Origin of the sequence: Desulfovibrio desulfuricans DSM 642, assembly GCF_000420465.1 — a bacterium.
Taxonomy (GTDB): Bacteria; Desulfobacterota; Desulfovibrionia; order Desulfovibrionales; family Desulfovibrionaceae; genus Desulfovibrio; species Desulfovibrio desulfuricans.
This window is the reverse complement of record NZ_ATUZ01000014.1, coordinates 103,532-116,125: the sequence shown is the minus strand read 5'-3', so window position 1 is coordinate 116,125 and position 12,594 is coordinate 103,532. Positions and strand designations below refer to the sequence as shown.

The 12,594-nt window shown below is 59.4% G+C and carries 11 protein-coding genes; 6 read left to right on the top strand and 5 right to left on the bottom strand.

What is annotated here, in order from left to right; genetic code table 11:
- Nucleotides 1-86: 86 nt before the first annotated feature.
- Nucleotides 87-1,415, top strand: coding sequence for a 30S ribosomal protein S12 methylthiotransferase RimO (gene rimO, locus G449_RS0108690; RefSeq protein ID WP_027180840.1), 1,329 nt, complete (start codon nucleotides 87-89; stop codon nucleotides 1,413-1,415).
- A gap of 123 nt (nucleotides 1,416-1,538) precedes the next feature.
- On the opposite strand, the gene G449_RS0108685 is transcribed toward rimO, so the two are convergent.
- From G449_RS0108685 to surE, 5 genes are all read right to left on the bottom strand, one after another.
- Nucleotides 1,539-2,426, bottom strand: a complete 888-nt coding sequence (locus tag G449_RS0108685) for a flagellin N-terminal helical domain-containing protein (protein WP_022658920.1) — start codon at nucleotides 2,424-2,426, stop codon at nucleotides 1,539-1,541.
- A 718-nt stretch (nucleotides 2,427-3,144) separates the two neighbouring features.
- Complete coding sequence (locus G449_RS0108680; protein WP_022658919.1) at nucleotides 3,145-4,032, bottom strand: flagellin N-terminal helical domain-containing protein; 888 nt, start codon at nucleotides 4,030-4,032, stop codon at nucleotides 3,145-3,147.
- Between the two features lie 421 nt (nucleotides 4,033-4,453).
- The gene (gap, locus tag G449_RS0108675) at nucleotides 4,454-5,455 is read right to left on the bottom strand and encodes a type I glyceraldehyde-3-phosphate dehydrogenase (protein ID WP_022658918.1); all 1,002 of its coding nucleotides are present in this window, start codon (nucleotides 5,453-5,455) and stop codon (nucleotides 4,454-4,456) included.
- 26 nt (nucleotides 5,456-5,481) lie between these two features.
- A complete protein-coding gene (gene fba / locus G449_RS0108670) occupies nucleotides 5,482-6,408 on the bottom strand; it encodes a class II fructose-1,6-bisphosphate aldolase (protein WP_022658917.1) in 927 nt (308 codons plus the stop codon).
- Between the two features lie 287 nt (nucleotides 6,409-6,695).
- The gene (surE, locus tag G449_RS0108665; RefSeq protein ID WP_022658916.1) at nucleotides 6,696-7,457 is read right to left on the bottom strand and encodes a 5'/3'-nucleotidase SurE; all 762 of its coding nucleotides are present in this window, start codon (nucleotides 7,455-7,457) and stop codon (nucleotides 6,696-6,698) included.
- A 156-nt stretch (nucleotides 7,458-7,613) separates the two neighbouring features.
- Here surE and G449_RS0108660 point away from each other — a divergent pair, with 156 nt between their 5' ends.
- The 5 genes from G449_RS0108660 (at nucleotide 7,614) to G449_RS0108635 (ending at nucleotide 12,503) form a co-directional block, all read left to right on the top strand.
- Nucleotides 7,614-8,645, top strand: a complete 1,032-nt coding sequence (locus G449_RS0108660; protein ID WP_022658915.1) for a 3'-5' exoribonuclease YhaM family protein — start codon at nucleotides 7,614-7,616, stop codon at nucleotides 8,643-8,645.
- Entirely contained in the window at nucleotides 8,621-9,274 is a 654-nt protein-coding gene (gene tmk, locus G449_RS0108655; RefSeq protein ID WP_022658914.1) for a dTMP kinase, read from the top strand. The genes G449_RS0108660 and tmk overlap by 25 nt, the downstream gene beginning before the upstream one ends.
- A 100-nt stretch (nucleotides 9,275-9,374) precedes the next feature.
- Nucleotides 9,375-9,710 carry a hypothetical protein gene (locus G449_RS0108650; RefSeq protein WP_022658913.1) on the top strand — a complete coding sequence of 112 codons (336 nt, stop codon included), beginning with the start codon at nucleotides 9,375-9,377 and terminating at the stop codon, nucleotides 9,708-9,710.
- Complete coding sequence (locus G449_RS16590; RefSeq protein WP_022658912.1) at nucleotides 9,703-11,067, top strand: histone deacetylase family protein; 1,365 nt, start codon at nucleotides 9,703-9,705, stop codon at nucleotides 11,065-11,067. Before G449_RS0108650 ends, G449_RS16590 begins: the two co-directional genes overlap by 8 nt.
- Nucleotides 11,068-11,294: 227 nt before the next feature.
- Complete coding sequence (locus tag G449_RS0108635; protein ID WP_022658910.1) at nucleotides 11,295-12,503, top strand: saccharopine dehydrogenase family protein; 1,209 nt, start codon at nucleotides 11,295-11,297, stop codon at nucleotides 12,501-12,503.
- The last annotated feature ends 91 nt before the right edge of the window (nucleotides 12,504-12,594 follow it).

The window sequence follows — 12,594 nt, the reverse complement described above, 5'->3', positions numbered from 1 at the left end:
ATTTGCCGGCCTGAGCCCGCCCGGTTTGAAGAATGAGGACTGGCCTCAATGATGACAAGCGCCCCGCCCCTCTGTATTGTGCCCCCATGACACGAGTTATTTTTCCTAATTCCCTGAAAGTATGGTCGCTGAGCCTTGGCTGCCCCAAAAACCGTGTGGACAGTGAGCGCCTGCTCGGTTCGCTTGGGGTCGCCGTGCAGCATGTGGAACACATGGGCAAGGCACGTCTGGTTTTCATCAATACCTGCGGATTCATCGACCCTGCCGTGCGTGAGTCCGTTCGCGCGGTTGTGGACGCTATCCAGAGGCTTGAAAAGTGCAAGGTCAAACCGCTGCTGGCTGTTGGCGGCTGTATGGTGGGGCGTTATGGCGCTGCCGATCTGGCAGCGGAACTGCCGGAAGTGGACGTGTGGCTGCCCACGGGCGAACTGCCGCGCTGGCCAGCCATGCTGGCAGCGGCCCTGAACCTGCCTGAGCCGCCTGCCCGTATCCCCGGCGGGGGCAGGTTGCTTTCTACCGGCCCTTCATACGCATGGCTCAAGGTGGGCGAGGGGTGCAGGCACAAGTGCGCGTTCTGCACCATTCCTTCCATTCGGGGCGGACTTAAATCGCTGACCGCCGATGATATTGCCGATGAAGCCAGGGCTCTGCTGGCCCAAGGCGTGCGCGAGCTTGATCTTGTGGCGCAGGATCTGACCTCCTGGGGTGTTGATCTTGGGCTCAAGCACGGCCTGCCCAGCCTGCTTGAAAAGCTGGTGGGGCTTGAGGGCCTCGCCTGGTTGCGTCTGCTCTACCTGTACCCCACAGGCGTGACGCCGGAGCTTTTGCGCTTTATCAGGGATTGCGGCGCGCCTTTGCTGCCCTATCTGGATATTCCTCTGCAACACGCTCACCCTGATGTGCTGTCGCGCATGGGCCGGCCTTTTGCGGGCGACCCCCGGCGCGTGCTGGATACAGTGCGTTCCGTGCTGCCCCATGCGGCTTTGCGCACCACCTTTATTGTTGGCTACCCCGGCGAAAAGGAAGAGCATTTTGAAACCCTGTGCCGCTTTGTGGAAGAAGGCCGCTTTCAGCATGTGGGCGTGTTTGCCTATCAGGCAGAAGACGGCACCGTGGCGGCAACATTGCCAGATCAGGTGCCGGATGAAGTCAAGCAGTGGCGCAGGGATTCTCTTATGGAAATTCAGGCCGACATCAGCAACGAGCTGCTCTCCGCGCAGGTGGGCAGCCGTATGCAGGTGCTGGTGGACGCCCCGCATCCCGACTGGCCGGGGCTGCACAGCGGGCGCGTGTGGTTTCAGGCGCCGGAGGTGGACGGCATCACCTACGTGAGCGGGCCGGGCGTTGCGCCCGGAGCGCTCGTGGAATGCGATATGGTGGAAAATACGGACTATGATCTGACCGCTCTGGCCTGAGCCAGCGCCTTCGGCCCATACCGGGCCCAGCCGCAAGAAACGTCTCCGCAGCAAAATATCCCCGAAGGGCGAACCCTTCGGGGATATTTTGGGATACGTGCTAAAGCACGCCCTCAACCAGCGTTAACCCTGGATAAGCTGCATGGCCATCTTGGGCATGCTGTTGGCCTGCGAGAGCATGGCCACAGACGACTGGGTGAGGATCTGATTGCGGACGAACTGCGTCATTTCCGTGGCCACGTCCACGTCGGAAATGCGGGATTCAGCCGCCTGCAAGTTTTCAGCCTGGGTGGTGAGGTTGGAGACGGTGTTCTCCAGCCTGTTCTGCAGTGCGCCCAGGTGCGCCCGGATCTTGTCCTTGGAAACCACCGCGTTGGTGATGGCCACAAGGGCCTTCTGCGCCGCCTCCTGGGTGGAGATGGTCGCACCGTCCCGTCCGGCGGTAGTCTCATTGCCTACACCAAGGGCAGAAGCTGTGCTCGTGCCGATCTGGATGTAGTAATAGTCTTCCGCGGAGTCGTTGGCTGTGCCAAAGTGGACCTTCATCTTGCCAGTGGCGGTCATCGTGCTGCCGTCGTGCGTGTCACCAGACAGATTGCCGTCCAGCAGGTGGATGCCGTTGAAGTCCGTGGCGTTGGCGATTCGGGTAATTTCCGATGCCATGGCCTGGTACTCCGATTCGATCATCAAGCGCTGGGTGGAGTCATAAGTGCCGGTGGAAGCCTGTTCAGCCAGTTCCTTCATACGGGTCAGCTTTTCGTCGATGATGCCCAGGGCGCCGTCGGCGGTCTGAATGAGGGAAATGGCGTCGTTGGCATTACGCACGCCCTGTTGCAACGCCTTGATATCCGTACGCATCAATTCGCGAATAGCGAGGCCGGCGGCATCGTCGGCAGCGGAGTTCACGCGCAGGCCTGTGGACAGACGCTGGGTCGAAGTCGACAGGTTGCTGTAATGCGAGGTCAAGTTGTTGGCAACATTGGAAGCCATTGAGTTGTTATTGATATACATGACATTCCTCCATGAATGTTCTGTCTGCCCGGCGGCGCACTATGCGCGCCCGCGTCCATGCGGACTGCCGCCGTTCATCCCGCAAGGAGCGGGGAAAGAGTTACCAAAAAGCCAGACTGGTATCGGCCTGAGCCGACCTGGGCTGGCAGCCCTAAACAACAGGCGCTGTTGCCTTTCTGATTCGTGGCTTCAGAGAGGCAATATTTGCCTGAAAACCTGCACTCCGTTTACAGCAGGATTCATGCCAGAGATCGCAGAGTTATGCGTCAATAAGCTGGCGGCTGGTGCGCCAATGGCAAAATACTGAGGCACGCGCTGAAAAAATATACAAATTTCTATATGATGCGAATTTTTGGGATATGCTGCTGTGAACAATATCCATTGCCTGCCACGGCTATTCTGTGCAAGGCAAGCTCTGGCAGAACGGGCGGGGGCACCGCGTTGTTTTTTGAACGGGTGCAGAAATGTTTGCGGGGCAGGTGTGCAGGAGTCCGTAGCACAAGCGTGGAAATGGGGAAAGGAATGACTGCGCATTCTGAAAAACTCTGCTGCTGTGCCAGTGCAGAATTTGCCGAAGCTCAGAAGATGGCAGGGCGTAAAAAAAGCCGGGTCGCGTACGACCCGGCTTTCATCAGAAACGTGTTGGTTGTGGCCTTAAAGCTCTCCCCAGCCTCTTGGCCGGTCCTGGGCTATTGCCCTCCACCACCTGGTTTTGCCGCTAACCGGAAATCAGGTTCAAGGCCAGCTTGGGCATGCTGTTGGCCTGCGAAAGCATGGCCACAGAAGACTGGGTGAGAATCTGGTTGCGGACAAACTGCGTCATTTCCGTGGCAACGTCCACGTCAGAAATGCGGGATTCAGCCGCCTGCAGGTTCTCGGCCTGAGTGCTCAGGTTGGAGATTGTGTTCTCCAGCCGGTTTTGCAGCGCACCCAGATGCGCCCGGATCTTGTCCTTGGAGACAACGGCGTTGGTGATGGCCACAAGAGCCTTCTGCGCCGCCTCCTGAGTCGATACCGATCTGCCGGCAGACGTGCTGACAGCCTGATTGCCTACACCAAGGGCAGAGGCAGTACTCGTGCCGATCTGGATGTAGTAGTAGTCTTCCGCCGAATCGTTGGCTGTGCCGAAGTGTACCTTGAGCTTGCCCGTACTGGACATGGTACTGCCTGTGTGCGTGTCGCTCGACAGGTTGCCGTCCAGCAGGTGGATGCCGTTGAAGTCCGTGGCGGTGGCGATTCGGGTAATTTCCGAAGCCATTGCCTGGTACTCCGATTCGATCATCAGACGCTGGGTGGAGTCATAGGTACCGGTGGCGGCCTGTTCGGCCAGTTCCTTCATACGGGTCAGCTTTTCGTCGATGATGCCCAGGGCACCGTCGGCGGTCTGAATGAGGGAAATGGCGTCGTTGGCGTTACGCACGCCCTGTTGCAGGGCGGCGATATCGGTACGCATGAGTTCGCGAATGGCCAGACCGGCGGCATCGTCCGCAGCGGAATTGATGCGCAGGCCGGATGACAGCCGCGAGGTAGAGGTTTTCAGGTCGTTGTAGTGCGAGGTCAGATTGTTGGCCACTTGCGAGGCCATCGTATTGTGATTGATATACATACATTCCTCCATGAATGCTGTATGTCACAGGCGGCGCGAAATGCCGACGCGTCCTTGCGTGCTACCACCTTTTGTCCACTTTATCGGCGCAACGGCAAAAAGTATTAGGGTCTGGCGTAAATGACGCGCTCAGGCCAAATGTCTGAAAATCGTTTAGCAGCGCCAGTTTCCTTGGATAATGTTTAAAATGTGGCAAAGAAAAGAGGAAATTTTTTTCCGTGGTGGCGAGGGGTGAGCAGAATTTGCCTGGGCCGTGCAAGTCAGACCTGGTGTTGAGAAAGGCCCAAAAAGGGCAGATTGTGGCCGCGCTGCGTAGTGCTTGTCAAAACGGCGAACAAAAACAGAGCGCGGCGGGTAATGCAACCCGCCGCGCGCGTAATTCATGACCATCCCTGCCTGTTAGGGCAAGGCGCGATCTTTATCAGCAGTCCTTGCCCACCATGCGAAGCAGGCGCAGCAGCTGGTTGGTGAAGCCGGATTCGTTATCGTACCAGATAAGCAGTTTGACCATGGTGCCGTCAAGCACCTGGGTGGAAAGCGCATCCACTACGCCGCCGAAGGTGCTGCCCTTGTAGTCAATGGATACCAGCGGCTCTTCGGAATAGCCCATGTTTTCGGCCAGAGCGCTCTTGCTGGCAGCCTGGAGGGCCGCGTTGACAGCGGCGGCATCACAGGCTTTTTCCACTTCGCAGGTCAGGTCGACCAGCGAGCAGTCAAAGGTGGGAATACGCACCGACATGCCGTTGAGCTTGCCTTCCAGTTCCGGCATGACCTGTCCCACAGCCTTGGCAGCGCCAGTGCTTGAAGGCACCATGGACACGGCTGCGGCGCGGCCGCGACGCCAGTCCTTGTGGGTGCCGTCCAGAATGCGCTGGCTCATGGTGTAGGAGTGGATGGTGGTCATGAGGCCATGGCGGAAGCCAAAGGTCTCGTGCAGCACCTTGACCGCAGGGGCCAGACAGTTGGTGGTGCAGGACGCGGCAGAAATGACGCTGTGTTTTGCGCCGTCATAGACATCATGGTTCACGCCCATAACAATCATGGCGTCCACGTCCTTGCCGGGGGCGGAGATCACAACCTTTTTTGCGCCGCATGCCAGATGCTGGGCCAGCCCTTCGCGATCCTTGATGGTGCCCGTGGTTTCCACGGCCAGAGTCACGCCAAGGCGTTCCCATTCCCATTCGCCCGCCTTGCAGCGGGTAACGGTGATGTGGCGGCCATTGACGATGATGCCGTTTTCATCGTGATCAACAGTGCCCTGAAAGGTTCCGTAAGTGGAATCATACTTGAAAAGATAGGCCAGCGCGGCGTTGTCCGCACGGGCGTTGATGGCGGCGATCTGAATTTTTTTGTCGTCGGCCATAAGACGCAGCAGATACCGACCAATGCGGCCAAAGCCGTTCATTCCAACTTTCACGGGCATGATTCGCGCTCCTTGGGGCGTAGGGATTAGGCTTTATTTGAAGATCCCATGACATTGCGGATCTTGTGGGCCACCATGTTCTTGACGGCATCGCGAGCGGGGGTGAGGTAGGCGCGCGGGTCAAACTGGTCGGGGTGTTCGGCAAGATACTGACGGATGGACGCGGTGACGGCCAGGCGGATGTCCGTATCCACATTGATTTTGCACACGTTCATGCCCGCAGCCTTGCGCAGCATGTCTTCGGGCACGCCCTTGGCTCCGCCAACCTGGCCGCCAAACTGGTTGCACAGGCTCACAAATTCCTGCGGTACGCTGGACGCGCCGTGCAGCACCAGGGGGTAATTCGGCAGCTTGTCGCCAATGCGGGCCAGACGGTCAAAATCAAGCTTGGCTTCGCCCTTGAACTTGTACGCGCCATGGCTTGTGCCGATGGCAACGGCCAGCGAATCGCAGCCCGTGCGGCTTACAAATTCCACGGCTTCATCGGGGTCGGTGTAGACGTGTTCGGCAGACTGCACATGTTCCTCTATGCCAGCCAGCTTGCCCAGCTCGGCCTCAACCCATACGCCGCGAGGGTGGGCATAATCCACCACCTGCCTGGTCAGGGCGATGTTGTCTTCAAACGACAGGTGCGAACCATCGATCATCACAGAGGTGAAGCCGCCGTCAATGCAGTCGCGGCACATTTCAAAGCTGGGGCCGTGGTCAAGGTGCACCACCACGGGAATGGAAGGATCAAGCGCAAGCGCCGCTTCCACAAGCTTCATGATGTATATCTGCCCGGCATATTTGCGCGCGCCCGAAGACACCTGAAGGATGACCGGAGATTTTTCCTCGGAGGCCGCGTTCATGATGCCCTGGATGATTTCCATGTTGTTGACGTTGAACGCGCCAATGGCATACCCGCCGGCATAGGCGGCAGCGAACATTTCTTTGGGATTGATAAGAGGCATGATTTCCTCCAGAGGGGTCTGGCATTAAGGACGGTCAAAAAAGCATAAGTCGCCCGGAAATGACAAGTCTGCACATACACCAATTCCCCGTAAAGGGGAATGCCTGTCGCGCAGGAAACGGGCTTACTTTGCAGTTCTTCCGGCGGGCGCAGTGCCCGGGCAAACGCAAAACATATTTTGTATGCCCGAGCGCGCCTGTAGCCCACATGTGGCGGCGGCGTCAAGAGGGTTCGCCTGATCCCTTATGTTTCCGGCAGGTTGTCCAAGGCCTTGGGGCGGTGTGAGCGCTAGCCGAGCTTCATGTCTGCCAGCGCGTTCAAGCCAGCCGCATCGGTAAAGTCAAAGCGCAGGGGGGTAAGGGTAATGTATCCCCGGTTGAGCATGTCTTTGTCCGAGTCCGGTTCAATGGTTTCCGCGGGGATTTCGCCCTCAAGCCACCAGTAGGGCGCGCCGCGCGGGTCAAGGCGCTCCGAGTAGGTGTTTACCCACACGGCGCTGGTTTGCGGGCAGACGCGCATGCCTTTGACCTCGTCCAGCGGGCAGGCAGGATAGTTGACGTTGACGACCCTGCGGCGGCCCAACTGCGACCAGTCGATGCGCTCGGCCAGCGCCACCAGATGCCGGGCCTGCGGCAGCAGATCGCCATTTTTGACCTTGTAGCAGTCGTGCGAAACAGCGATGCTCGGCAGATTTTCGTGGGCCGCTTCAGTGGCGGCGCCCACCGTGCCGGAGTACAGAATGTCCGGGCCAACGTTGGGCCCTGCGTTGATGCCCGAAATGACCATGTCGGGCTTTTTGGGCAAGAGCTGTCCAAGGGCCAGTTTGACGCAGTCCGTGGGTGTGCCGTAAATACCCAGACCCTTGAAGTCGGGTTCTTCAAAATCCATGGCGCGTACAGGTTCAAATACGGTCAGCGAGTGGCCCACGCCAGATTGCTGGGTCATGGGGGCCACCACATGCACTGTATGCCCTGCTTCAAGCAGGGCGGCGTAAAGCGCGCGCAGGCCGCGTGCGCGGATGCCGTCATCGTTGGTCAGAAGAACGTCCATTTGACAATACCTCGGAAAGAAGGGAAATTCGGCCTAAGGCCCGCGTGGTTTCAGTGTTTTGCGCGGCCCTGCCAATTTGGAAGTTCCGCGTCAGGGGCCATGCCCGCGTGGAAAACTGCATATGCCCGGCGCAGATGCGCGCCGCTGGAACGATATATGGAAAAAGGTTGTTACGTCAAAGATATTGGCCCCGCCTCGGAGGCGCGCGGCATATTCGTGGTTACGCAGGCGGCGCAGGGGCAGTCGCGCAACGGCCCGTACTGGCGGCTTGCCCTGGCTGACGCCAGCGGCAGCCTTGAAGCCAAGATATGGCATCCGCTGAGTGCGGAGTTCAGCGAAATCGCGGCAGGAACCCTTGTGTGGGCCGAAGGGCGCGCGGGGTTGTACCGCGATCAGGTACAGCTCACGGTGGAGCAGATGCGCTTTCTTTCCGATGAGGAATGCGCTGCTGTGGACCATGCGGCCCTTATGCCCGCCAGCCCCTTTCCGCTGGATGAAATGCTGGATGAACTGCTTGATCTCATCAAGAAGGAATTTGTCCACGCGCCATGGCGCAAGCTGGTGCAGGGATTTTTTAACAACGATGAGATGCGCGCCGCCTTTCGGGTCTGCCCGGCGGCCAAGGGGGTGCACCACGCCTATGTGGGCGGGCTGCTTGAGCATACCCTGAGCGTATTCAAGCTCTGTCGCCGTATTGCCGACCATTATCCGGAACTCGACCGGCAGACTTTTCTTGCGGGAGCTCTGTTTCACGATATTGGCAAACTGCGCGAATTTTCTGGCGGTATCGCCAATGATTACACTGATGAGGGCCGCCTGCTGGGGCACCTCATGCTGGGCATTGAAATGCTGGAGCCGTATCTGGCTAAATCCGGTCTGGAAGAGCCGTTGCAGCGGCATCTGAAACACCTGATCTTGAGCCACCATGGCGAGCTGGAGTTCGGCGCGGTGCGCGTGCCGCATACGCCTGAAGCCATGGCCCTGCACTATGCCGACAACCTGGACGCCAAGATGGCCCAGTGCCGTGGCCTTTTTGCCCAGATAGAGGGCGAAGGCGAGGCCTGGACACCCTGGCAGGCTACGCTGGGGCGACCCGTGCACCGGGCCGCGCGTACGCCGGACAAAGCCGCCCCCGCAACCCGCAAAAAAGCGGTGAAAGAAGAATGTTTATCTCTTTTGAAGGTATAGAAGGCGCGGGCAAGTCCACGGCCATCAACTATCTTGCGGGTTTCTTGCAGGAAAACGGCCACGACCCCCTGTGCACACGTGAGCCGGGGGGCTGCGCGCTTGGGCGCAGCCTGCGCTCCATATTGCTTGATGCCCGTACGCGCGAACTCTCCAGCAGGGCGGAGCTTTTTCTGTTTCTTGCCGACAGGGCGCAGCATGTGGCGGAGATCATCCGGCCTGCGCTGGAAGCGGGGCAGACCGTGCTGTGCGACCGTTACACCGACTCCACTCTGGCCTATCAGGGGCATGGACGCGGGCTTGATACGGAATATCTGCACAGGCTCAACCAGGCGGCCACGGGCGGCCTGCAGCCGGAGCTGACCCTGCTGCTGGATCTGCCGGTGCGTTGCGGCCTCATGCGCGCTGGCGAGCGCAACCGTCTGGAAGGCCTGGTGGTTTCAGAGGGCCGTTTTGACGCGGAGAGCCTTGATTTTCACGAGCGGGTGCGTCAGGGCTACAGGGCTCTGGCCGAGGAAGAACCCGAGCGCTTTGCCATTATTGACGCCTCGCAGCCGCCGGAAGACGTGGTTTTGCAGTGCCGTTCCGCCATTGAGTCCCACTTGCGTCAGCGCGGTTGGGGATTGGAATAGTTTTTTGCGGTGAAAGCCGCTTTTCGGGCCTTTGCAATTTTGCCGGTTCAGCCTGCTATGCAGGCTTTTGGCGCGCTCAATACGCCACCAAGGAGAATATATGTACGAATGTTATACACTCGAAGTTGAAGGTGCGGGCGTACGCTTTGCCCCCCGTGAAGGCAAGGAACTGGCCTATCTGCCGGGTCAGCCGCCCAAGGGCTACACTCTTGTCAACGTTATTGGCGATCCCGGTTTGCTGCACTGCGCCGTTTTTCGCAAGGATGGCGGTGCTGGCGGCTTTTTTGCCCTGCATGATACTGAAGGCGTGCTTTTTATGGCCGTGGCCGAAAGCAATCTGGCCTACGGCATGGGCCTTGCGCACATGGGCCGTATGGTGACGTATGCCCGTTATGGGGCAGATATTTTTGAAGAACTTGGCGAAGGTGATGACTGAAAAACCACTGCCGCCTCTGGTGGCGGCCCGCAGTCTTGGCGTAGTGTTTTTCCCTGCCTTTGACTGGGCCATTTCTGCAACACACCCGGAGCGGGAAGAGCGCCTGCTCTATACGCGCGACCAGCTGCTGGAAGAGGGGCTGTTCGACATTCCCGGCATTACGGAATACCGCCCTGCCTTTGCCACGCATGCCCAGCTTGAGCGCGCGCACTTCTGCCTGCCTTCGGCTGCGGCGGTGAGTACCGATTCGCATCTGGCTTCGGCGGGCGGGGCTATCCGCGCGGCCCGGCTGGTGCTTGAGGGGCGCGAACAGCGCGCCTTTGCACTCGTGCGTCCTCCAGGCCACCACGCCATGCGCGTGGTGCACGGCAACCGCGGCTTCTGCAATATCAATAACGAAGCCGTCATGGTGGAGTATATCCGCGATCATTATCCCCGCCCCGATGGGCGCCCCCTGCGCATCGCCATTGTGGATACGGATGTGCACCACGGCGACGGCAGTCAGGATATCTTCTGGAACGACCCGCATACCCTGTTCATCTCCCTGCATCAGGACGGGCGCACCCTGTACCCCGGATCGGGTTTCCCGCAGGAATGCGGCGGCCCCGGTGCGCTTGGGCGCACCATCAACATCCCTTTGCCGCCTGAAACTTCGGACGAGGGCTATCTGTACGCCATAGAACATGCGGTGCTGCCCATTCTGGAAGATTTCAAGCCTGACCTGATCATCAATTCCGCCGGGCAGGACAATCACTTCACTGACCCCCTTGCCAACATGAAACTTTCGGCGCAGGGCTATGCGGCGCTCAATGCGGCCCTGCAGCCGCATATCGCCGTGCTTGAAGGCGGCTACTCCATACGCGGGGCATTGCCCTACGTGAATCTGGGCATCTGCCTTGCCCTGGCGGGGCTGGACGCCTCAGATATCCGCGAGCCGGGCTGGACGCCGGAAGCCACGCGTCAGCGGCCGCAGGTGGGGGAATACATCGCCAGATTGTGCGGGCAGATCCGCGATGTGTATTTTCATCCCCCGGCACAGCCCACGGAAGGCGAGGAAGAAAACGGCTGGTGGGTGCGCCGCAAGCACATCTTTTACGATACGGACAATCTGCGCGAAGGGCAGACAGAAGCCTGGCGGCTGTGCAGCGATTGCTCGGGCCTGGGGCGCATTGAGACCGCCTCGGAACGGGTGCCCCGCTCCCTGTGCATACTGGTGCCGCGCCACGCCTGCCCGCAGTGCAGGAGCCAGGGGCTGGAGCTTGCCGAACAGGCGCGCAAAAGCGGGCGTTACGCCCATGTGCGCCTGCTGGATGGCGATGCGGCAGATCCGGGTTCTGCGGCTAAAAGTGAGAAATAAGGCAGAGTTGATGGTTTTTGCACCGCGACCTGTTGACGCCGGAACTTTCCTGGGCCATAAGGCCCATTCCGCGCGTGGCGTAACGACTTTGTCACGCCGTGCGGGCATCATGTTTTCCGGCCTGGGTCATGCGGCCCGGCAACCCTGCGCCCACGGGCGCAATATATGAAAATGGCGGCGCGGTCATGCCGCGCAGTGGTATACCTCTTCCACCACGGAGAAGGAACATGTCTCATATTCTGATTATTGGCGCGGGCGGCGTAGGCAGCGTTGTGGTGCACAAGTGTGCGCAGGTACTCAAGGAAGGCGGATTCTCAAAGGTAACGCTGGCAAGCCGCACCCTTTCCCGCTGCGATGCCATTGCGCAGAGCGTCAAGACGCGCCTTGGCGTCGAGGTTGCCACCGCTCAGGTGGACGCGGACAACGTACCCGAGCTGTGCTCCCTCATCCGGCAGGTCAAGCCCGATGTGGTCTGCAACGTGGCCCTGCCGTATCAGGATCTGCACATCATGGACGCCTGCCTTGAATGCGGCGTGCATTACGTGGACACCGCCAACTACGAACCGCTGGACACAGCCAAGTTTGAATACAAGTGGCAGTGGGCCTATCAGGATCGCTTCCGCGAGGCGGGGCTGACGGCCCTGCTCGGTTCCGGTTTTGACCCCGGCGTCACCAACGTGTACGCAGCCTGGGCTCTCAAGCATCAGCTGGACGAAGTGCATGTGCTCGACATCATCGACTGCAATGCGGGCGATCATGGACAGCCCTTTGCCACCAACTTCAATCCTGAAATCAACATCCGCGAGGTCACGGCGCGCGGGCGGTACTGGGAGCGCGGCGAGTGGGTGGAAACCGACCCCCTGTCCTGGTCCATGAATTTTGATTTCCCTGACGGCATCGGCTCCAAAAAGTGCTTCCTCATGTACCATGAAGAGCTGGAATCACTGGTGCAGAACCTCAAGGGTATCCGACGAGCCCGCTTCTGGATGACGTTTTCAGAGAACTATCTCAACCACCTCAAGGTACTTGGCAACGTGGGCATGACCCGTATCGACCCTGTGAAATTTCAGGGGCAGGACATTGTGCCCATCCAGTTCCTTGCCAAACTGCTGCCCGACCCGGCCTCCCTTGGCCCCCTGACCAAGGGCAAGACCTGCATTGGCGATCTCATGCGCGGCGTTAAGGACGGCAAGGAAAAGACCGTCTACGTGTATAACATCTGCGATCACGAAGAATGCTACGCAGAGGTGGGTTCCCAGGCCATTTCGTACACCACGGGCGTGCCCGCCATGATCGGTACAAAGATGGTGGCTCAGGGCTTGTGGCGCAAGCCCGGCGTGTGGAACATGGAACAGTTTGATCCCGATCCTTTCATGAAGGATCTCAATGTGTACGGCCTGCCCTGGCAGTGCCTGGACGTGACCGGCAAATTTTAGTCAGCAAGCTGGTTTGATTGTTGCAAAGACTCCGGTGTCTGCTCAGGCAGCCCCGGAGTTTTTGTTTTGCTGCCGGGACCGCACGGCTTGT

What these genes read in the sequence shown, in the direction of transcription:
- G449_RS0108635 (WP_022658910.1), top strand. Translation starts at nt 11,295, where the DNA reads ATGTCTCATATTCTGATTATTGGCGCGGGCGGCGTAGGCAGCGTTGTG.
- fba (WP_022658917.1), bottom strand. Translation starts at nt 6,408, where the DNA reads ATGCCTCTTATCAATCCCAAAGAAATGTTCGCTGCCGCCTATGCCGGC.
- G449_RS0108650 (WP_022658913.1), top strand. Translation starts at nt 9,375, where the DNA reads ATGTACGAATGTTATACACTCGAAGTTGAAGGTGCGGGCGTACGCTTT.
- G449_RS0108680 (WP_022658919.1), bottom strand. Translation starts at nt 4,032, where the DNA reads ATGTATATCAATCACAATACGATGGCCTCGCAAGTGGCCAACAATCTG.
- surE (WP_022658916.1), bottom strand. Translation starts at nt 7,457, where the DNA reads ATGGACGTTCTTCTGACCAACGATGACGGCATCCGCGCACGCGGCCTG.
- G449_RS16590 (WP_022658912.1), top strand. Translation starts at nt 9,703, where the DNA reads ATGACTGAAAAACCACTGCCGCCTCTGGTGGCGGCCCGCAGTCTTGGC.
- gap (WP_022658918.1), bottom strand. Translation starts at nt 5,455, where the DNA reads ATGCCCGTGAAAGTTGGAATGAACGGCTTTGGCCGCATTGGTCGGTAT.
- G449_RS0108660 (WP_022658915.1), top strand. Translation starts at nt 7,614, where the DNA reads ATGGAAAAAGGTTGTTACGTCAAAGATATTGGCCCCGCCTCGGAGGCG.
- G449_RS0108685 (WP_022658920.1), bottom strand. Translation starts at nt 2,426, where the DNA reads ATGTATATCAATAACAACTCAATGGCTTCCAATGTTGCCAACAACTTG.
- tmk (WP_022658914.1), top strand. Translation starts at nt 8,621, where the DNA reads ATGTTTATCTCTTTTGAAGGTATAGAAGGCGCGGGCAAGTCCACGGCC.
- rimO (WP_027180840.1), top strand. Translation starts at nt 87, where the DNA reads ATGACACGAGTTATTTTTCCTAATTCCCTGAAAGTATGGTCGCTGAGC.